This window comes from Paraburkholderia fungorum (genome assembly GCF_902833645.1).
Lineage (GTDB): Bacteria > Pseudomonadota > Gammaproteobacteria > Burkholderiales > Burkholderiaceae > Paraburkholderia > Paraburkholderia fungorum.
Window position 1 is genome coordinate 228,560 of the sequence record NZ_CADFGE010000003.1, and the last position, 18,256, is coordinate 246,815.

The following is an 18,256-nucleotide window of genomic DNA, read 5'->3' on the forward strand; positions in this document are numbered from 1 at the left end:
CGAGGTTGAAGCCGCACGCCGCGGGAGAGCGGCGTACGTATTGCCTGTGTTGCCTGGTGTGGTCTGTCAAGGCGCACCGGACAGACCCGCTTCAGGCATCCAGCCAGACGTTTTCCGCGAACATGAAACCCATCAGGCCGGCCAGCGGAATCGAGCCGAGCCCCTTGAGCTTCGACGTATAGGCATCGATCGAACTCTGGAACATCGGAATGCCGACGCCGCCCGTTTCATGCACCAGCACCTGCATGTCGCCGTAGATCTTCTTGCGCTTCGCGTCGTCCGGTTCGCCCCGCGCCGCAAGCAGCATCTGGTCGAACTTCGGGCTCTTCCAGTTCGCTTCGTTCCACGGCGCGTCCGACTTGAAGAATTGCGTGAAGATCACGTCGGCGCTGGGACGCGCGTTGACATTGCCGAAACCCAGCGGATGCTTCATCCAATGATTGGACCAATAGCCGTCGGCCGGCACGCGCGACACCTGCAGATTCAGACCGGCTTGCGGCGCCACCTGCTGCAGGAACATCGCCATTTCAACCGATCCCTCCGCCGCCGGCGACGCGAAAATCTGCATCGGCGCGCTGCCGACTTTGGCCTTCTGGAAATGGAACTTCGCCTTGTCCGGATCGAACGTTCGCTGCGGCAACCCGGCCAGGTAGTACTTGTTGGTCGGATCGATCGGCTGATCGTTGCCGATCGTGCCGTAACCCTGGAAGATCGCCCGGCGCATCTGCTCGCGATCCTGCAGATACATCATGCCTCGCCGAAAATCGTCGTTGCCGGTGATGCCGCCTTCGTCGCGCACGATCAGGTCGGTGTACTCGCCCGTCTTCGTCTCCAGCACGCCGAAACCGCCGGCACTCTTGATCTGCGTGGTCGAGCGCGGGCTCACCGAGTTGATCAGTTGCACGTCGCCGGAGAGCAGCGCGTTCACGCGGGCCGATTCGTCGCCAATGCCGATCAGTTCGACTTCGTCGAGATGCGGCAGGCCCGGCTTCCAGTAATTCGCGTTCTTCACGCCGACCGTGCGCACGCCCGGCGAGAATTCCTTGACCTTGAACGGACCGGTGCCGATCGCCGTTTTGAAATCTTTGGTGCCGTCCTTGATGATCTGGAAATGCGAGGTGGCGAGAATCACGGGCAGGTCGGCGTTCGGGCCTTCGAGCGTGATCGTTACTTCATTCGGGCCGGTCGCCTTCACTTCCTTGATCTGATCGGCCAGCGTTTTCGCTTTCGATGCCGTCGCCGGGTCCTTGTGGCGCATGATCGAATACACGACGTCCGCCGGCCCGAACGGCTTGCCGTCGTGGAACTGCACGCCCGTGCGCAACTTGACGATCCACACCGTCGCGTCCTTCGTATCGAGCGAGGTGGCCAGCGCCATCTTCGCGCCGAGATGCGAATCGAGTTCGGTCAGGCAGTTGTAGAACATGAAGCCGCGCACGTAGTCCGTGCCGAGCGCGCCCTTGGCCGGGTCGAGCGTGTCGGCGGCCGAAGCGGATTGCGTCGCCACCCGGATCTTGCCGCCCTGCTTCGGCTTCGCCTGCGCGAAGGCCGCACCGCTCGCGCTCAACAGGCCGGCGCCCGTCACCGACATCATGCCGGCCGCCGTCATCGCGCGCAGCACCTGGCGTCGTGATGCGCCTTTTGACGTCAGGCGCTCCAACTCGGTGCCGAGTCGAAGAGCGTCATGTTGCGAGGTTTCCTTATTCATCGAACTTCTCCGCGAGGGTGACAGGGATAGCTGCGTGGTTTTTTAGTGGCAGGTACAACAAGGAACAATCAATAGAAAATATCTTTGATGCGGTAGTACGTCCCCACCAGCGGCAGGAACCAGGGTTTGCCGGTATGGCCCGGAATCGCGGGCCAATCCGGCTCCCGCCAGGGATTGCGCTCTTCGTGGCCGTCCATCACGTCGGCCATCACCTGCCCCATATGCGTCGACATCTGCGTGCCGTGGCCGCTGTAGCCCAGCGAAAAATAGATGCCGTCGTGCTGGCCGGCATGCGGCAGACGGTCGGCGGTCATATCCACGAGACCGCCCCAGCAGTAGTCGATGCGTGCTTTCGCCAGCATCGGGAACATCGCGGCCAGCCCCTGCTGCAGAATCCTGCCGCTCTTCGCGTCCGACGGCCGCTCGGATGCCGTAAAGCGCGCCCGGCCGCCGAACAGCAGACGCGAATCCGGCGTCACGCGGAAGTAGTTGTGCATCAGGCGCGTGGTGGTGTACGCGCGGCGGTTAGGAAATACCCGCGCCAGCAGTTCCGGCGGCAGCGGCTCGGTCACGACGATGAACGACCCCACCGGCGCGAGCCGCCGCCGATACCAGCCGAACGGACCGTGCCGCGACGGGCCGGTGGCAATCAGCACCTGCCTCGCGCGCACTTCGCCGCGCGCCGAGGTGACCTTGAAACCGCTGCCATCCTTCGCAATCGCGGTGACTGCCGCGTTTTCATAGAGCTTCGCGCCGCGACGAACCGCGGCGTCGGCCAGTCCGACGGTGAACTTGCCCATATGCATCTGGCCGCCGTGGCGCTGCAGCAAGCCGCCGTAAAAACTGTCCGACTGGATTTCGCTGCGAATCCGCTCACGTCCAATTAGTTCGATATCCGTATCGACTTCGCGACGGATCAACTCCGCGGTCTTCTCCAGATGCGCGAGGTGATGCGGTTTCGACGCCAGCTTCAGCTTGCCCGTCGCGCTGTAATTGCAATCGATCTGTTCCTCGCGAATCAGCCGCTCGACCGTATCGACTGCATCCGAGAACGCGCGGTAGCAGGCACTGGCCCGCTCCACACCCAGTTGCGCGACCAGCGCGACAAAGTCCTGCGCGACGCCGGTATTGACCTGCCCGCCGTTGCGCCCCGACGCGCCGCCGCCTATGCGCCCCGCGTCGAGCACGGTCACCGAGGCGCCGCGTTTGCCCAACGCCTGCGCCGCCGACAGCCCGGTGAAGCCGCCACCGATCACGACGACATCGGCCTGGCCCTCGACCGGACCTTCACACGCCGAGACGAACGGCGGCGCGGTGTCGAGCCAATAGGAATCGAGCTTCATCCGGTCTGTCCTTGAGATGGGCAATGAGCGAGGCGATGAATGCGCAGACAACGCTTACCGTTACAGGCCGAGTTCCGCGGCCAGGTGCGGAATGCCGCTGACTTCGTAGTACTGGTAGTACGGCGTGGACGGCTCATGCCCACGATTGACGAAGGCCTTGTGCCTGATGCCCAGGTCGTGCGCGGTCATCAGGTCGTAGCGCAGGCTGGACGACACGTGCAGCACGTCTTCCGGATTGCAGTTCAACTGGTCGAACATGTATTCGAAGCCCTGCATGCGCGGCTTGTACGACTGCGCCTGCTCGGCCGTGAAGACCGCGTGGAACGGCGCGCCGAGTTTGTCCACGTTGCTCTGGATCTGGTTGTTCGACGCGTTCGAGAGAATCACCAGCTTGTACTTCTTCGCCAGACGCGAGAGACCTTCCGGAACGTCCGGGTGTGGGCCCCAGGTCGGCACGGCGAGATAGATATTCTCGGCTTCCTGTTCATCGAACGCGACGTTCATGCGCTTGCAGGCGCGGCGCAGCGCGTTGACCACCACGTCGCGATACGGCTTCCAGGCACCCAGCACTTCGTCGCGGCGATAGCCCGCGTAGAACGCCACGAGCTTTTCCAGGTCGTCGGCGTTCAGCAGGTGCCCGAACATTTCGCGAGTCATGTCGGCCATGCGGAATTTCGTGAGCGTGCCGTAGCAGTCGAAGGTGATGTATTTCGGTTCGAATTCGATCATGGTGCAGTCCTGTCGTGGTGGTGAACCCGGGAGCGAGTTCAGTGGCGAAAGAGAAGCTAATTCCTGTTAAAGATTTAATCAGTGCAAAAACACAGATGTTCCTGATTCGAGTGCGGCTGGTGACACAAACCATGCGTTTTGAGGCCGTCGCGCAGCACAGTCTGCGGTGGGCGGGCTGGAAGCCCCGCCCGTATTGGTGTTGCGGGATTTAAGGCCGCAGGTCGATCAGCACGCTCTTGAAGCGCAGGTTTGCCTCGTAGGCCTGACGGCCGAGGTCCTTGCCGATACCGGAGCGCTTGTAGCCGCCGGTGGGAATCATGAAGTCGGAGGTGCGGCCGTAGCGGTTGACCCAGACCGTCCCCGCCTCGAGGCCACGCACGAAGCGCAGCGCCCGGCCGAGGTCGGCGGTATGCACGCCAGCGGCAAGCCCGTAGTCGGGATGCTGGGCGAGCGCGAGCGCTTCTTCTTCGGTGTCGAAGGTCTGCAACGTCAGCACGGGGCCGAAGACTTCTTCGCGCACCGCTTCGGAATGGGGGGTGACGTCCGCGAGCAAAGTCGGGGCATAGAACGCCCCCGCGCCGGCGCCGCTCCGCACGCCGCCGTAACGCAGCGTCGCACCTGCCTCCAGCGTGCGCCCGACGATCCCTTCGATACGCGCCGCCTGTGGCGCGGAGATGATCGGCGACAAGGTGGTGCCGGCGGCCCACGTCGCGCCGGGTTTCAATTCGGCGAAGACCTTGCCGATGCGCTCGGCCAACGGCTCCGCGAGGCTGCGCTCGACCAGCAGCCGCGAGCCGGCCACGCACACCTGGCCGGCATTGCCAGTGATCGAGCCGGCGATCCGGCGTGCTACATCGTCCAGACGCGGGGCGTCGGCGAAAACGATCTGCGGACTCTTGCCACCGAGTTCGAGCGTGACCGGCTTGGTGCCGCTTTGCGCGCAGGCAGCCATGATCGCGGCGCCGGTGCGCGTGGAGCCGGTAAAGGTGACCTTACTGATCTTCGGGTGGCGCACCAGTTCGTCGCCGGTGACGCGGCCGTCGCCTTGCACCACGTTGAAGATGCCCGCCGGCACCCCCGCCTGCACCGCCAGTTCGGCCAGGCGCAACACCGAGAACGGCGTCATCTCCGAGGGCTTCAGCACGACCGCGTTGCCCGCGGCGAGAGCCGGCGCGATCTTCCACGAAGCCATCACCAGCGGGAAGTTCCATGGCGCAATCGCGCCGATCACGCCGTATGGCTCGGCGATCGTCATGCCGAGATGGTCATGGTCCGTTGCCGCCACGTCGCCGCCCAGCTTATCGGCGAATTCAGCGTAGAAGCGAATGCCTTCGGCGGTGAACGGCACGTCCCAGCCAATCGCCTGAGCAACCGGCCGGGTTGAACCGAGCGCCTCCAGACGGCCCAGATACGACGCATCGGCTTCGACCAGGTCGGCGAAACGGCGCAGGATCTTCGCCCGCTCACGCGGCGCCATGCGCGCCCAGGCGCTGGTTCTGAACGCCTGCCACGCGTTCTGCACCGCGCGATCCACCATTTCGGCGTCGGCGAGCGGCAACGAAGCGTAGGCCACGCCGTCCGAGGGGCGCAGCACCTCGATGCGAGGCTCGCCGCCTTCCACATACTCGCCGCCGATGAAATGTCCGCTGCGAACCGCGACGTCGTCCGGATTGAAGCTGTCCATGAGAAAGGTTTCCTGTGTGACTGGCTACTTGCTGTTAGTCCCGGGCGGTGCGTCCAGGGTGTGTCCGAACAACGCCGCCGCCATGACAAAATCGTAGAGCCGTGGGCGCGGCATATGTCGCCGACAAAAATCCCCGCGCAGCAGAACACGCTTGTAATGCGCGCCCAGACTGAGTGTTTTGCATCGATTCGCGCTGCGGCCCTGATGCATGGCCCGGATAAAAAGATCGTCCTAGTCACGCCACGCGCCGGATGACAAAGTGGCGGCGTAAGCCTTCAGCCATTCAGGGAGTACGGCGTGTCCGATTCGAATACCAGTTCGATTACCTATCGACCTTTCACCCAGGACGACATTGCGGCCGCGCACGCGCTGACGGTCGAGCTCAAATGGCCGCATCGCGCGGACGACTGGCGTTTCGTCGCGCAACTGGGCGTGGGTTTTGTCGCGGAAGACGCGAATGGCGTGATCGGCACGGCCTTGTGCTGGAAATACGGCGCCGACCGGGCCTCGCTCGGCATGGTGATCGTGTCCCCCGAACAGCAAGGGCGCGGCATCGGCAGAAAACTGATGGAGTTGGTGCTCGAGGAACTCGGCGGCCGCATCACGTTTTTGCACGCGACACCGGCGGGTCAGCCTTTGTACGAGAAGCTCGGCTTTCGCGCGGTCGGCACGCTCGACCAGCATCAAGGCGCGGCATTCCAGCCGCCGCTGGTTTCCCTGCCGCCCGGCGAGCGCTTGCGCCCGCTCGGCTCGAGCGACACGGCGCGGCTGGTCGAACTGGCGTCGCAGGCAAGCGGCCTCGACCGCGGCGACGTCTTGCCCGCACTGCTGAACGCCGCCGACGGCATCGCCCTCGATCGCGACGGCGAACTGGTGGGCTTCGCGCTCTTTCGTCGCTTCGGGAGAGGCTTTGCGATTGGGCCGGTGGTCGCGCCCGCGTCGGAGGATTCGAGCCGCGCCAAGGCGTTGATCAGCCACTGGCTGGCGCTCAACGAAGGCGTGTTCGTACGCATCGACACGCCGGGCGAGAGCGGGCTGACCGAATGGCTCACGCAGTTGGGGATTCCACGGGTGGATACGGTCGTCAAGATGGTTCGGCACGCCACGCCGGCCGATCTCGCGGGAGCGGCCAAAAGCAGCCCTTACCTGCAATACGGCATCATCAATCAGGCGATCTGCTGATCCATCATGGCCTTCCTTTATAAAGCGGACCCGGCGCGGGGCGCGCACTGGGCCAGACTCTTCGCGCAGAAAGCGCCCGATCTGCCATTTCATATCTGGCCCGATCACGGCGACCCGGCGGCAATCCGCTACCTCGCCGCCTGGCAGCCGCCGCACGATCCGACTCGCACGTTCCCGAACCTGGAAATCGTTTTTTCGGTCGGCGCGGGCATCGATCAGTTCGACCTGTCGGGCGTGCCGGCGCATATCCCGGTGGTGCGAATGATCGAGCCGGGCATCATCGAAGGCATGGTCGAATACGTCACGCAAGCTGTGCTGACGATTCATCGCGATCTGTTCGACTACGGTCTTCAGCAACAACAGCAGGTCTGGCGCGAACTGCCGCTCAAGCCGGCCAGTGAACGCCGCATTGGCGTGCTGGGGCTCGGCGTGCTGGGCACGGCCGTGCTGGAGAAACTACGGCTATTCGGTTTCGCGTGCGCGGGTTGGAGCCGCTCGCCACGCGAGATCGAAGGCGTCGAATGTTATGCCGGCGAAGGCGCGCTAGACCCGTTTCTCGCCCGCACCGACATCCTGATCTGCCTGTTGCCGCTCACGCCGGCAACGCGCGGCCTGCTCGATGCCCAACTGTTTGCGAAGCTGCCGCGTGGCGCGTCGCTGATTCAAACCGGACGCGGTCCGCATTTGAACCAGACGGATCTGCTGACTGCGCTGGATAGCGGCCAACTAAACAGCGCGATTCTGGACGTTACGGATCCCGAGCCGCTGCCCGCCGGGCATCCGTTATGGACGCATCCACGGGTCCGCATCACACCCCATATCGCCAGCGCGACACGGCCGGAAAGCGCCGTCGACGTGGTGCTCGAGAATCTGCGCCGTCACCGCGAAGGCCTGCCGATGCTCGGCCAGATCGACCGGACTCAAGGGTATTGAACGCGCCGCCGCGGCGCTGAACGAAACGCCCGCGCGGCGCGGCTTTTCAGCGTCCGCAGCAGAAAATGCCGAGACCCGGTATCAAAACGCGTCGCACGCGCTTTTCGGACAATTGTTTAGGTGAGCAGGCAATCGTCGTGGGTCAGTAGTATGGAACGGTCAACAGCCCCTTCCCGCGACGAGAACCATCATGCCGAATCATTCGCTCATCGAAGCCGACCGCAAACATCTGATTCACCCGGTTATCAGCTACCGCGCGCACGAAGCTCGCGGCGTCACCGTCCTCGAGTCCGCCCGCGGCGCGTTCCTGCGCGACGCGGCCGGCAACGAGCTGCTCGACGCCTTCTCCGGTCTGTGGTGCGTGAACGTGGGCTACGGCCAGCAAAGCATCGTGGATGCCGCCACAGAGCAGATGAAGAAACTGCCCTACGCAACCAGCTATTTCCATTTCGGCTCGGCTCCGGCAATCGAACTGGCGCAAAAGCTGGTAGAGGTCTCGCCCGCGTCGCTCCAACATGTGTATTTCACGCTGGGCGGCTCCGATGCGGTCGATTCGGCGATCCGTTTCATCACACACTACTTCAACGCAACCGGTCGCCCGGCGAAGAAACACATCATTGCGCTGCAACGCGGCTACCACGGTTCATCGACGATGGGCGCGGGGCTCACCGCGTTGCCCGCGTTTCACCGCAATTTCGATCTGCCGCTGCCGAACCAGCATCATCTGCCGTCACCGTATGCCTACCGTAACGATTTCGCCGACGACGCCGCGCTGATCGCCGCTTCGGTGGCCGCGCTCGAAGCGAAAGTGGCCGAACTCGGCGCGGACAACGTCGCGGCGTTCTTCTGCGAACCGATCCAGGGCTCGGGCGGCGTAATCGTGCCGCCGGTCGGCTGGTTGAAAGCGATGCGCGACAGTTGCCGTAAGCTTGGCATTCTGTTCGTCGCCGATGAGGTCATTACCGGCTTCGGCCGTACGGGTCCGCTATTCGCCTGCCAGGGTGAAAACGTCGAGCCGGATCTGATGACCGTGGCGAAAGGCCTGACCGCCGGTTATGCGCCGATGGGCGCCGTGCTGATGTCTGACGAAATCTATCAAGGCATCGCGGACGGCGACGCCGAAGCGGTGGTCGGCCACGGCCATACGTACTCGGCGCATCCGGTCAGCGCCGCGATCGGCCTCGAAGTACTGCGCCTCTATCACGAAGGCGGCCTGCTCGCGAACGGCGTCGCCCGTGGCCCGCGCTTCGCACGCGGCCTCGACGCGCTGCTCGCGCATCCGCTGGTGGGCGACTCGCGCCACCGCGGCCTGCTCGGCGCGCTCGAACTGGTGTCGGACAAGGACAGCAAAGCCGGTTTCGATCCGTCGCTGAAACTGTCGGAACGGATCGCCGCCGCGGCGTATGAAAACCGCCTGATTTTCCGCGCGTTCGGCGACAACATTCTCGGTTTTGCGCCGGCGCTGTCGTACACCGAGGCAGAGTTCGATCTGATGTTCGAACGCCTCGAAAAGACCCTCGACGACGTTCTCGCGCAAGCCGATGTTCGGGCCGCGTTGAACGTCAAAATTCATGCCACTGCGTGCTAGAGTAGAGGACTCTTCGAGACCCTTTCACCCTTCGCCGGAGCGACACCGTTACGATGAGCAGCGACAGCAAGCTGGACCGGATTGATCTGCGCATACTTTCCCAGTTGCAAAAGAAAGGCCGCATAACCAACGTCGAGCTTGCCGACGCGGTCGGCCTTTCGCCCAGTCCTTGCCTGATCCGGGTCAAGCGTCTGGAGAAGGCCGGCTATATCGTCGGCTACGGTGCGCAGATTCAGCTCGAAAAGCTCGGCGACGTGCAGATCGTGTTTACCGAGGTCACGCTGGCCGATCATCGGCGCGAAGACTTCATCAAGTTCGTGAATGCGATCAAGGACGTCGACGAGATCGTCGAGTGTCATCTGGCGAGCGGTGGCTATGACTATTTGCTGAAGTTCGTCACGCGCAGCGTGAGCCACTATCAGAGCATCATCGAGGGGCTGCTGGAGCGCGACATCGGCATCGAAAAGTACTTCAGCTACGTCATCATCAAGTCGCCGTTCGTGAAGAGCCACTACCCGCTCGAAACGTTGTTCTCGCAGAATCACACCTAATGCAACGGCCGGCACCCGTTACGGATAATCGCTAAAGCGCGAGGTCGGCTCATTTCCCGTGCTGGCCGGCGTATAACCCGGCACATTGGCGCGAAACTGGTTGAGCAGGCCGTTGTCGACCTGCGAAAAACCTTTGAGCTGCAGTTGCATCAGCACACGCGTGCCGGTGCTGGGCACCGTGGTCGAGGTCGCGTTGGTGTACTTCTCGAACGCCACGCCGAGCGACCAGCAATCCGTATCGTATTGAAGTCCCAGCAAACCTGCGATCAAGCGATGCGCGCTCATGTCGTAATTTACCCGCGCAACGCTGACCACGTTGTGCAGCAGCGGCCATTGCTCGGACACGATGAACTGATTGACCGGTTGATAGTCCAGCGTGCTATTGGCGCGCGTATAGCGATACGCCACATTCAATACCTGCCGTGCAGCAGGCGACCAGCCGAACCCGGCTTCGGCATTCGTGAGGTAGTGGTTGGCCTGGCTGTACTCCACCGCCTGCTCTGCTGAGAAACCCTGGCCCAGCTTGTACGACGCACCGGCTATCACGCTGGTGCGGGCGACTGTACCAATGGGATCGCCAACGTTGAGGGTCACCTGCGGCGTGTGAAAATCGTACTGCTCCGCCAGAACGAAACGGGCTCGCTCATCGCCGCTCGCAGGATCGATGAAGCGCGTGGTCAGGGCGCCCGTGAGGCGATTGGCATCGGACACCCGGTCATTGCCGACGAAGCTGTTCGGCATGAACAGTTCCGCGAGCCCGAAGTCGGCCGTCGCCGTATCGAACAACGGCGCGAACGACTGATTGCGGTAAGGCGTGTACACATAGAACAGCCTTGGTTCGAGCGTCTGGATATACGACTGCCCGAAAAGCCGCACGCTGCGTTCGAAGCGCATTCCCGAATCGAGACTGAGGGTCGGCACGTTGATGTCGAACGTCTTAGGCTGGCCGGCGGGCGCGTTCGACCCGATCGTGGTCAGGTCATACGCGGCGAAATGCCAGGCGAGCTTGGGCGTGATGAACCAGCCGGGATGCTCGATCGGATAGCTGACGTAAGGGTCGAAAACAAAGCGGCTGCCTTGCGTCGCATCCGCCGTCGAAATCGTGAAGCGCGTCGCATCCGCTTCGGCGCCGAAGTCGAAGCCGCCCACGTTATAGCGCGCGTAATTGACATTGACCTGCGGTTCGCGGTTATAGGTCGAGTCGCTGGTAAAGGCCTGCCAGCGTTGTTCGCGAGCCAGCACGCTCCACGGTCCGTTTGAGTAGGTCAAACCCGCTTCCTGCTGATACAGCGTGGTGGACCCGGTCGGAAACGCGACACCCGACGCAAGATCGGTCACCACCGTCGAGTCCGAAACCCGGTTGTAGTTGACGTAGGCGCCAAAGCCCGAACCGAGCTTCCAGGTCTGATTCACCGCAATCGAGTAACGGTCGGTGTTGGTGATCGCGTCGTGCGGCAGCCACGCGACTGATATCGACCCTGAATCGTTCGGTTGCAGATAACGATAGTCTGCCGTCAACATCTCGCCTCGTTTCGACATGATGCGAGGCGTCAGGGTTAGATCGTAATTCGGCGCCAGGTTGAAGTAATACGGTAACGCGACGTCGACGCCATTGGTCGAACTGAACGAGAAGGTGGGCGGCAGGAAGCCGCTGCGCCGCGCGCCGGACAACGGAAACGATAACCACGGACTCGCCAGCAGCGGCACCCCCTGAAAGAACAGCACACCGTTGTGCGCGATTCCTTCATCGCTGCCGGTATCCATGTCGAACTCGGAGGCCTTCAGATACCACGCCGGGTCCGACTCGCATTGACATGTGCTGTATGTACCGTGATGCACGACCGTGCGTTCGTTATCGACCAGATCAGCGCGCTGGGCACTACCCCACCCGCCCGTCAGATAAAACCGGTACCTGGGCACGCTGATCGTTCCTTCATTCGCGTCGACGTAGAAATGCGCGTCCGGACCGTTGAACACATTGCCATCTTTGACCAGTTGCACGTGCCCATATGCATCGGCCTTGTCGGTATCGACGTCGTAGTGCAGCGCATCGCCTTTGACGATCGACGCGTAGCGCCGCAGTTGCGCGTTACCTTTCAGCGAAACGTCCGTGCCGGTCGTGGTGGTCATCGAATCGGCCATCGCTGAAGTCGCGGCCCCGACGCCCGCCATTAGCGGATGTTCCGTCAGTTGTGGATCGAAGCGCAGGCCCCAGACGCCATCGAGCGATTCCGGAATCGCGGCTGCGCCGGCCAGTTGCGCGTAGCCGGCAATCGGCACGCATCCAACCGCGCCCAGCATGAACGAAACGAGAGGCCTTAAACGTAGGCATCGAAATACACCGCGTAGTATCAAAACAGATAGGGATCGGAAAGGATGACAGACGCATCAAGGCAAGCAGAAGCCCCGAGCTGCGCGAGGATGAACCACCGCGATTGCGCGCGGTACTACTGGAGCGTGACGTCGTGAGAGTGGGCATCCGCCTCGCCCGCCGCGCTTGCTGCGTTCGCAGCACCACCCAGCGCCTGCAGAAGATGCGGAATCTGTTCGGCGGGCAAGGAAAACGAAAGCCCTGCGCTGCCGGATAAACGGAAGCGGATCACCACCATTTCCATACCGTGCAATCTGCCCACTTCCCAGCCCTGGCAGTGCAGCGCGAACCCCATCTCCCGATCGTTATGAATCACGCGGTCGGCATGCTCGATCGCATTCGGCAGCGCCACCAGCAGATCGTTGAGCACCGAACGATGAAGCGCCGCGGTAGGTTGATTGCCGTGTATCAGCAGATACTGGCCGTCGGCGGTGAGCTGCATGTCGCTGATCGAGTTCAGCACGAAGGTCGACGGATCAGACACGGCGTGCGCCCTCCTGCGTCGGTGTGCCCGCGACATGGTTCACAATGCGCCGCTGCGCGGCGCTCACCGTGCTCCCGGACATGTCGCGCAGCATGCGCTTCGACGCCATGGCCAAACGTGCCGAAAAAATCGGCGAAGAGCTGACGCGCAGGACAGCCGCAACAACCGCCGGGGAAAGAAATTCGATCATGACCCGTTCTCCAAATGGTGCTACGCAGGTAGCGGAAGCCGACCATTTGACGATAGCAGCGCAAGAACCACGTCAGGTTACGGGCGCACTACGCTTCCTTCGGATCTGTAACGCATTATTTCCACGCTCCCGCCGTAATCCGCGCCAGGCTGAGCAACCGGCGCAATACACACGTTAGCAACCCTAATGGGCGGAAAGTTTTCGGTAACAGAGAGCGGGAAAAAACGCTCCTATACTTCGCGCTTCCCAGAGCCACGGAACCTCGTTTCGAATGCATCGCTCGCTGTCAAGCGTTCTTGTTTGCGCCTCGCGCGCTGCATCAGGACAGAACCCCAAGATGAATCTTCAAGCTTTAACGAGGCGTATCGCGAGCGCGCTCCCGCTCGCCGGCATCACGCTGACCGCCGCGCCGGCTCACGCGGCCCAACCTTTCATCGTGCAGGACATCCGGATCGAGGGACTCAAACGCATCGAGCCCGGCACCCTGTTCGCCTATCTGGCTATCAAGCAAGGCAACACCTTCAACGACGACAGGGCTTCCGAAGCCATTCGCGCGCTCTATGCGACGGGATTCTTCAACGACGTCAGGATCTCGGCTAAAGGTACGACCGTCATCGTTCAGGTTCAGGAACGCCCGGCGGCAAGCACGATCGATTTCGCCGGCATTCACGAGTTCGACGAGGACAACCTGACCAAGGAATCTTGACGCGTTCGATGGTCAACAGCCAGTTGGGCAGAGCGGAGAGCCAGAAGGCCAGTCTCGATGTTGCCGTCTGCCGCTTGCGCGGCGTGATAGACGCCGATCCGTCCGCCCCCCGGTTCATTCGGACCTTGCGCGGACGAGGCTATATGTTCGTCCCCTCGCCGGAACCGCTACCCTCGCAAGGCAGGCGCGATAGTACGCACCACACCGCGCTATTTCCGGTCCTGAGCCACGGCTAGCTTCGTGATCGGCAAGGTCATCGCGGCGTCGATCACGTCGACCAGGTCGATAGCGCCGAAATAATCGTCATACAGGCCACCGGTCGCCGCCAGCAGGCCGCCGAATCCGTAGTGGAAATCCGCCGGAACAACGGGCCTGAACCCCGAGGCGTAGTGAATCTGTGGCGAGCATCCGCCCAGATCATCCGCGTCGGCTGCGGCAGCGCTGCCATTACCTCGGCAGAGGGCATTGACGCTCTCCGGGCGCAAACCATGGCGGATCGAAAAGCAGCAGATCGACACCACAGCGAGAACGAGTATGAGAATGCGCATAAACGAAACGCTCGCAGTTTTATTCCGTGAATCAGACAGCCATAGGAGACCGAAGTTTTTTTGGCCGAATTACAATCCCTTCCCGCTGCGCTGGCCGGCTGCGCTGGCCGGCTGCACTGAGCGACTGCACCGAGCCGCTTCCGGCAACGCGGTCAACCGCGAAGCCAGGCCGCGCTCAACCGCGCCGCAGACGCACGCGGTTCGCGGGCGTGGTGGGGTCGTCCGTGAGCGTATGACGCTGGCCGTTGCGATGCACGCGTACGCGCTCCCTGATCTCGGCTACCGTGGCGGCGCCTCGCACGGCGATGCAGGAATACTCGCCGTTTCTGTTGATCCACTCGACAATCCGGCAGCACTCGCCCCAAGGTTGCATGAGCGGCGCCGAAACGCGGCAGCCGCGTATCTTCACGACGTCTGTTCGCCGTGACGCGCCGGCACCGTTTTGAGCCTTGCCACGGCCTCCGGCAGCAGCGGCTGTTTTGCGGCCAGGTTGGAAACCCCGCGGCTCGACATGGTTCACAGATGAGGACATTTGCATGAGATTGCTCCACTAACACGGAACTGACCACCGGACAGGGCCTCTGCGTCAGGCCACCTTAAAAGTGCCGTGCCATCATATTCAGACAACACGCAGACACAACGAAGAAAGGATGGAGAAGTTGTGGAGATTCACCGGTAACCGCGGATTGACACAGCATTCATCTAGAATTCAGCCATGCAAAGTGAAACCATCCGAATCCGTCCCGGCCGCCCTTTCGGGACCCTTCTCTCGCACGTGCGGCAGCAGCAGCGGATCGACATACGCTTTGGCATCACCTGGAAAATGTTCCTCGCGGTACTGGTCGCATGCCTCGCGATTTCCCTGACAATGGGCTATGCCCTGCGCGTGAGCTTTGAAAACGGCTTCCTGCATTACGTCCGGGAGCGCAACGCCGGGCGCATCAAAGCCGTCATGGCGAAGGTCACGAGCGAATACGCCGCTCACGGCAACTGGAATTTTCTGCGGGACCATCCCGACGTGTGGGTCACGCTGCTCGACAGCGCCGCACACGACGCGCTGCGCGAGGAACTCGCCACGGCGCAGACAGGCAAACTGCCCGGCTGGCGAACCTTTCCCGGGAGCGGCAGCGTTCAGCAACTGCTCGGGCCGCTCTCAGGGCCGTCCGAATCGCCGCACTGGGGCATGCGCCTGCCGTCGGCGCCGCCGCCCAATCCGGATATCGCCATGGAGCGTGACCGTGTGTCGGCAAGCGGTGTCGTCAGTGGCGACAATCGGTATGACCGGGCGCCGCCTTCGGCCGCCTTGCCGTCTTTGCCCTCGTTGCCGCCGCCCAGCGCCTCGTCGCAGCATGACGGTGGAGCGCGCGACACGCCGCCCGAGGGACCGCCCGTCACCCTCTACGACGCCCGCCACGAACTGGTGGCAAGCACCGGCCAGTTGCCGCCTCCGGGCAGTGCGATGAGACCGGTTGTCTACAGCGGCAAGGTCGTGGGCTGGCTCGCCGTGAACGGGCCCGATACCCTTTCGGACGCGGCCGACATCGCCTTCCAGGCTCAGCAGAAGCGCTCGACCTGGCAGATCGCCGGCGTTGCTGTCGTGCTCGCGGCGCTGGTCGCGCTGATACTCGCGCGCATCGTGCTCGCGCCGGTCAAACGCCTGATGAACGCGACCCATCGCCTCGCCGGCGGCGACTATACGACCCGGGTGCCCGCCGGACGGCGCGACGAGCTTGGCCGGCTGGCAGGCGACTTCAACGTACTGGCCGACTCACTGCAGAAAGCCGAGCGCTCGCGGCGCGATTTCATCGCGGACATTTCACACGAGCTGCGCACGCCGCTCGCGGTGCTGCGCGGCGAACTGGAAGCCATCGAAGACGGCGTGCATGTGTTCAACCGCGATTCGCTCACCTCGCTGCAAACCGAGGTGAACATGCTCAACAAGCTCATCGAAGATCTCTACGAGCTTTCTCTGAGCGATGTCGGCGCACTCAGCTATCGCAAGACGCCGACCCATGTCGGGCAACTGGCGCGAGCTTCGATCGAGGCCATGCGGGAGTCGTTCAAGGCGAAACGAATCGCGCTCGAGCTGACCTGCACACCGGAAATCGCCGACACGACGTTCGCGGTCGACCCCGCGCGCTTCGTACAACTGCTGAAAAATCTGCTGCTGAATTCATTGCGTTACACCGATCCGGACGGCCAGGTCCACGTAGCGCTTTCGCAAAGCGCCAGCGGTTGGCAACTCGACGTGCAGGACTCGCTGCCCGGGGTACCCGAGGCCGCACTCGATCACCTGTTCGACCGCTTCTATCGTGTGGACGAATCGCGCAGCCGTCAGAACGGCGGCGCGGGCCTCGGCCTCTCGTTGTGCCATGCGATCGTGACGGCGCATGGCGGTACGATCGGCGCCACCGCCTCGCCGCTCGGCGGCGTCTGGATCACGGCGCGCTTTCCGCCGGAAGGAGACTGACAAGATGACCGAAGGGCGTCCCGCGCACATCCTGATCGTCGAGGATGAACCCAAGCTCGCCGCCGTGCTCGAAGCGTATTTGCACCTCGATGGTTTCGCCACCACGATTCTCAACGACGGCCAGCAGGTCATGCCCTTCATTCGCTCGACGCCTCCTGCGCTGATGTTGCTGGACCTCATGCTGCCCGGGCGCAACGGCATGGATATCTGCCGCGAGCTACGGCAATTTTCCGCGTTGCCGGTGATCATTCTGACCGCGCGCATCGACGAGATCGACCGTCTGCTGGGTCTCGAGATCGGTGCCGACGATTACGTCTGCAAGCCGTTCAGCCCGCGCGAAGTGGTGGCGCGCGTCAAGGCGATCCTGCGCCGGGCCACGCCGGCGGCCGCGATTGCGACGGCCGACGGCGTGCCGCAAGCGCCGCACGGTCTCGAAGTCGACGAGCAGTTTCATCTCGCCTTACTCGACGGCAAGGAACTCAAGCTCACGCCGCTGGAGTTGCGGCTCCTTGCGCTGCTGATGAAATCGCCGGGGCGCATTTTTTCGCGCGACTATCTGCTGAGTCATCTGTATGCGGATCACCGGGTGGTCACCGACCGCACCATCGACAGCCATATCAAGAACCTGCGCCGCAAGCTGCAGGCAGCCCGGCCCGACAGCGAGCCGATCGCGTCCGTGTACGGCGTGGGTTACCGTCTGGAAATCTGATCGCCGTGAGGGGATGCCTCAATGCCATCCTGATTCGCCGTCAGCGGTTCTCGAACTCAGCTCGTTTGCACCGCTACCGTTGTGTCAGGCGGCGGACTCCATTGCGCGAACTCCTCGCTCAGAAAATCGACGCACACCCGCACTTTCGCCGACTGAGCGAGCCGCGCGGGGTACACCGCCCACAGGTTCGCGGGTTGCGTGACGTCGGGAAGAATCTGCTGCAACTGGCCGCTGTCGAGCAAGGGCCGCACGTCCCACATCGAACGCAGCACTATTCCGCGCCCGGCCAACGCCCATTGCACCGCCACTTCGCCGTGATTGGTCGACAACGGTCCCGTGACCTTGATCGACGCCGCTTCGCCGCGCACCGTCAAGCGCCATAAACCGAAGGGATGGTCGCGTTCCTTGATCGCGAGACACGCATGCGAGGACAGATCGGCGACCTGCCGCGGGGTGCCGTGCCGCGCGAGATACCCTGGCGACGCGCACAGTACGCGATGATTCGACGCGAGCCGTTTGGCAATCAGATGCGGGGCGATCTCGTCGCCGATACGGATATCGAGGTCGAAGCCCTCGCCACCCACGTCGACGAGACGGTCGAACAGATCGAGCCGCACGCTCAGTTGCGGATAGCGCTCGGAGAACCGGGCCAGCGCGGGCGCAACGAAACGGCGGCCGAAGCCGAAACTGCTGGAAATGCGCAGCTTGCCGCCGGGAATGCGGCGCGTGGTGGAGACGTCTTCCACCAGCTGGTCGACGTCGTCGAGAATCTTTTCGGCCCACGTGTAGACACGTTCGCCAGCCTCGGTAATCGCGACACGCCGGGTGGAACGGTGCAATAAGCGCGTACCGAGCGTAGTCTCGAGCACGTTGATGCGTTTGCTGACATAGGCCGGGGAGACCGACAGCGCCTCCGCCGCCGCGCTGAAACTCGATTTGCGCGCCACCTCGCAAAACACGCGCAAATCGTCGAGATCGGGTGACGGGACGGCATTCATGGGCGGCTGCTTTGTACACGAATCGTGCACAGTGGCTTAACTAAAGCAGTCATTTTAAGCGT

At 62.9% G+C, this 18,256-nt stretch carries 17 protein-coding genes and 1 pseudogene; 8 read left to right on the forward strand and 10 right to left on the reverse strand.

What is annotated here, in order from left to right; translation table 11 throughout:
- Window positions 1-91 precede the first annotated feature (91 nt).
- The 4 genes from HWX91_RS12150 to HWX91_RS12165 form a co-directional block, all read right to left on the reverse strand.
- Complete coding sequence (locus tag HWX91_RS12150) at window positions 92-1,708, reverse strand: ABC transporter substrate-binding protein (RefSeq protein ID WP_028193995.1); 1,617 nt, start codon at window positions 1,706-1,708, stop codon at window positions 92-94.
- A 68-nt stretch (window positions 1,709-1,776) separates the two neighbouring features.
- A complete protein-coding gene (locus HWX91_RS12155; protein ID WP_028193996.1) occupies window positions 1,777-3,051 on the reverse strand; it encodes an NAD(P)/FAD-dependent oxidoreductase in 1,275 nt (424 codons plus the stop codon).
- Window positions 3,052-3,111: 60 nt separating this feature from the next.
- The gene (locus HWX91_RS12160) at window positions 3,112-3,780 is read right to left on the reverse strand and encodes a haloacid dehalogenase type II (protein WP_028193997.1); all 669 of its coding nucleotides are present in this window, start codon (window positions 3,778-3,780) and stop codon (window positions 3,112-3,114) included.
- 208 nt (window positions 3,781-3,988) lie between these two features.
- Window positions 3,989-5,464 carry an aldehyde dehydrogenase family protein gene (locus HWX91_RS12165; protein ID WP_028193998.1) on the reverse strand — a complete coding sequence of 492 codons (1,476 nt, stop codon included), beginning with the start codon at window positions 5,462-5,464 and terminating at the stop codon, window positions 3,989-3,991.
- Between the two features lie 297 nt (window positions 5,465-5,761).
- On the opposite strand from HWX91_RS12165, the gene HWX91_RS12170 reads away from it, so the two are divergent.
- The 4 genes from HWX91_RS12170 to HWX91_RS12185 all read left to right on the forward strand — a co-directional run bounded on the left by HWX91_RS12170 (window position 5,762) and on the right by HWX91_RS12185 (window position 9,718).
- A complete protein-coding gene (locus HWX91_RS12170) occupies window positions 5,762-6,646 on the forward strand; it encodes a GNAT family N-acetyltransferase (RefSeq protein WP_028193999.1) in 885 nt (294 codons plus the stop codon).
- Between the two features lie 6 nt (window positions 6,647-6,652).
- A complete protein-coding gene (locus HWX91_RS12175) occupies window positions 6,653-7,579 on the forward strand; it encodes a 2-hydroxyacid dehydrogenase (protein WP_028194000.1) in 927 nt (308 codons plus the stop codon).
- 190 nt (window positions 7,580-7,769) lie between these two features.
- Entirely contained in the window at window positions 7,770-9,167 is a 1,398-nt protein-coding gene (locus HWX91_RS12180; protein ID WP_028194001.1) for an aspartate aminotransferase family protein, read from the forward strand.
- A 53-nt stretch (window positions 9,168-9,220) separates the two neighbouring features.
- The gene (locus HWX91_RS12185) at window positions 9,221-9,718 is read left to right on the forward strand and encodes an Lrp/AsnC family transcriptional regulator (protein WP_028194002.1); all 498 of its coding nucleotides are present in this window, start codon (window positions 9,221-9,223) and stop codon (window positions 9,716-9,718) included.
- 18 nt (window positions 9,719-9,736) lie between these two features.
- On the opposite strand, the gene HWX91_RS12190 is transcribed toward HWX91_RS12185, so the two are convergent.
- From HWX91_RS12190 to HWX91_RS12200, 3 genes are all read right to left on the reverse strand, one after another.
- The gene (locus tag HWX91_RS12190) at window positions 9,737-12,019 is read right to left on the reverse strand and encodes an LPS-assembly protein LptD (RefSeq protein ID WP_028194003.1); all 2,283 of its coding nucleotides are present in this window, start codon (window positions 12,017-12,019) and stop codon (window positions 9,737-9,739) included.
- Window positions 12,020-12,165: 146 nt separating this feature from the next.
- Window positions 12,166-12,573 carry a hypothetical protein gene (locus tag HWX91_RS12195; protein WP_028194004.1) on the reverse strand — a complete coding sequence of 136 codons (408 nt, stop codon included), beginning with the start codon at window positions 12,571-12,573 and terminating at the stop codon, window positions 12,166-12,168.
- Complete coding sequence (locus HWX91_RS12200; RefSeq protein WP_028194005.1) at window positions 12,566-12,763, reverse strand: hypothetical protein; 198 nt, start codon at window positions 12,761-12,763, stop codon at window positions 12,566-12,568. The genes HWX91_RS12195 and HWX91_RS12200 overlap by 8 nt, the downstream gene beginning before the upstream one ends.
- A gap of 337 nt (window positions 12,764-13,100) precedes the next feature.
- On the opposite strand from HWX91_RS12200, the pseudogene HWX91_RS12205 reads away from it, so the two are divergent.
- Both HWX91_RS12205 and HWX91_RS12210 read left to right on the forward strand, forming a co-directional pair.
- Window positions 13,101-13,460, forward strand: a pseudogene (locus HWX91_RS12205) (POTRA domain-containing protein); the annotation flags it as partial.
- 17 nt (window positions 13,461-13,477) lie between these two features.
- The gene (locus HWX91_RS12210; RefSeq protein WP_081832891.1) at window positions 13,478-13,705 is read left to right on the forward strand and encodes a winged helix-turn-helix domain-containing protein; all 228 of its coding nucleotides are present in this window, start codon (window positions 13,478-13,480) and stop codon (window positions 13,703-13,705) included.
- Here the strand turns inward: HWX91_RS12210 and HWX91_RS12215 are convergent.
- The gene (locus tag HWX91_RS12215) at window positions 13,679-14,017 is read right to left on the reverse strand and encodes a hypothetical protein (RefSeq protein WP_028194007.1); all 339 of its coding nucleotides are present in this window, start codon (window positions 14,015-14,017) and stop codon (window positions 13,679-13,681) included. The two genes, HWX91_RS12210 and HWX91_RS12215, sit on opposite strands and share 27 nt — an antisense overlap.
- Before the next feature lie 175 nt (window positions 14,018-14,192).
- Window positions 14,193-14,555: a DUF2866 domain-containing protein gene (locus HWX91_RS41295; protein WP_375791902.1), complete on the reverse strand. Its 363-nt coding sequence runs from the start codon at window positions 14,553-14,555 to the stop codon at window positions 14,193-14,195.
- A 177-nt stretch (window positions 14,556-14,732) separates the two neighbouring features.
- On the opposite strand from HWX91_RS41295, the gene HWX91_RS12225 reads away from it, so the two are divergent.
- Together HWX91_RS12225 and HWX91_RS12230 are read left to right on the forward strand one after the other, a co-directional pair.
- The gene (locus HWX91_RS12225; protein ID WP_221306721.1) at window positions 14,733-16,487 is read left to right on the forward strand and encodes an ATP-binding protein; all 1,755 of its coding nucleotides are present in this window, start codon (window positions 14,733-14,735) and stop codon (window positions 16,485-16,487) included.
- 4 nt (window positions 16,488-16,491) lie between these two features.
- Window positions 16,492-17,196 (forward strand): response regulator, encoded by a 705-nt coding sequence (locus tag HWX91_RS12230; RefSeq protein ID WP_028194009.1) that lies wholly within the window; start codon window positions 16,492-16,494, stop codon window positions 17,194-17,196.
- A 56-nt stretch (window positions 17,197-17,252) separates the two neighbouring features.
- Here the strand turns inward: HWX91_RS12230 and HWX91_RS12235 are convergent, their stop codons facing one another.
- On the reverse strand, window positions 17,253-18,194 hold the full coding sequence (locus HWX91_RS12235) for a LysR substrate-binding domain-containing protein (RefSeq protein ID WP_028194010.1): 942 nt from the start codon (window positions 18,192-18,194) through the stop codon (window positions 17,253-17,255).
- Window positions 18,195-18,256 lie beyond the last annotated feature (62 nt).

What these genes read in the sequence shown, in the direction of transcription:
- HWX91_RS12150 (WP_028193995.1), bottom strand. Translation starts at nt 1,708, where the DNA reads ATGAATAAGGAAACCTCGCAACATGACGCTCTTCGACTCGGCACCGAG.
- HWX91_RS12155 (WP_028193996.1), bottom strand. Translation starts at nt 3,051, where the DNA reads ATGAAGCTCGATTCCTATTGGCTCGACACCGCGCCGCCGTTCGTCTCG.
- HWX91_RS12160 (WP_028193997.1), bottom strand. Translation starts at nt 3,780, where the DNA reads ATGATCGAATTCGAACCGAAATACATCACCTTCGACTGCTACGGCACG.
- HWX91_RS12165 (WP_028193998.1), bottom strand. Translation starts at nt 5,464, where the DNA reads ATGGACAGCTTCAATCCGGACGACGTCGCGGTTCGCAGCGGACATTTC.
- HWX91_RS12175 (WP_028194000.1), top strand. Translation starts at nt 6,653, where the DNA reads ATGGCCTTCCTTTATAAAGCGGACCCGGCGCGGGGCGCGCACTGGGCC.
- HWX91_RS12180 (WP_028194001.1), top strand. Translation starts at nt 7,770, where the DNA reads ATGCCGAATCATTCGCTCATCGAAGCCGACCGCAAACATCTGATTCAC.
- HWX91_RS12185 (WP_028194002.1), top strand. Translation starts at nt 9,221, where the DNA reads ATGAGCAGCGACAGCAAGCTGGACCGGATTGATCTGCGCATACTTTCC.
- HWX91_RS12190 (WP_028194003.1), bottom strand. Translation starts at nt 12,019, where the DNA reads ATGCTGGGCGCGGTTGGATGCGTGCCGATTGCCGGCTACGCGCAACTG.
- HWX91_RS12200 (WP_028194005.1), bottom strand. Translation starts at nt 12,763, where the DNA reads ATGATCGAATTTCTTTCCCCGGCGGTTGTTGCGGCTGTCCTGCGCGTC.
- HWX91_RS12210 (WP_081832891.1), top strand. Translation starts at nt 13,478, where the DNA reads ATGGTCAACAGCCAGTTGGGCAGAGCGGAGAGCCAGAAGGCCAGTCTC.
- HWX91_RS12215 (WP_028194007.1), bottom strand. Translation starts at nt 14,017, where the DNA reads ATGCGCATTCTCATACTCGTTCTCGCTGTGGTGTCGATCTGCTGCTTT.
- HWX91_RS41295 (WP_375791902.1), bottom strand. Translation starts at nt 14,555, where the DNA reads ATGCAAATGTCCTCATCTGTGAACCATGTCGAGCCGCGGGGTTTCCAA.
- HWX91_RS12225 (WP_221306721.1), top strand. Translation starts at nt 14,733, where the DNA reads ATGCAAAGTGAAACCATCCGAATCCGTCCCGGCCGCCCTTTCGGGACC.
- HWX91_RS12230 (WP_028194009.1), top strand. Translation starts at nt 16,492, where the DNA reads ATGACCGAAGGGCGTCCCGCGCACATCCTGATCGTCGAGGATGAACCC.
- HWX91_RS12235 (WP_028194010.1), bottom strand. Translation starts at nt 18,194, where the DNA reads ATGAATGCCGTCCCGTCACCCGATCTCGACGATTTGCGCGTGTTTTGC.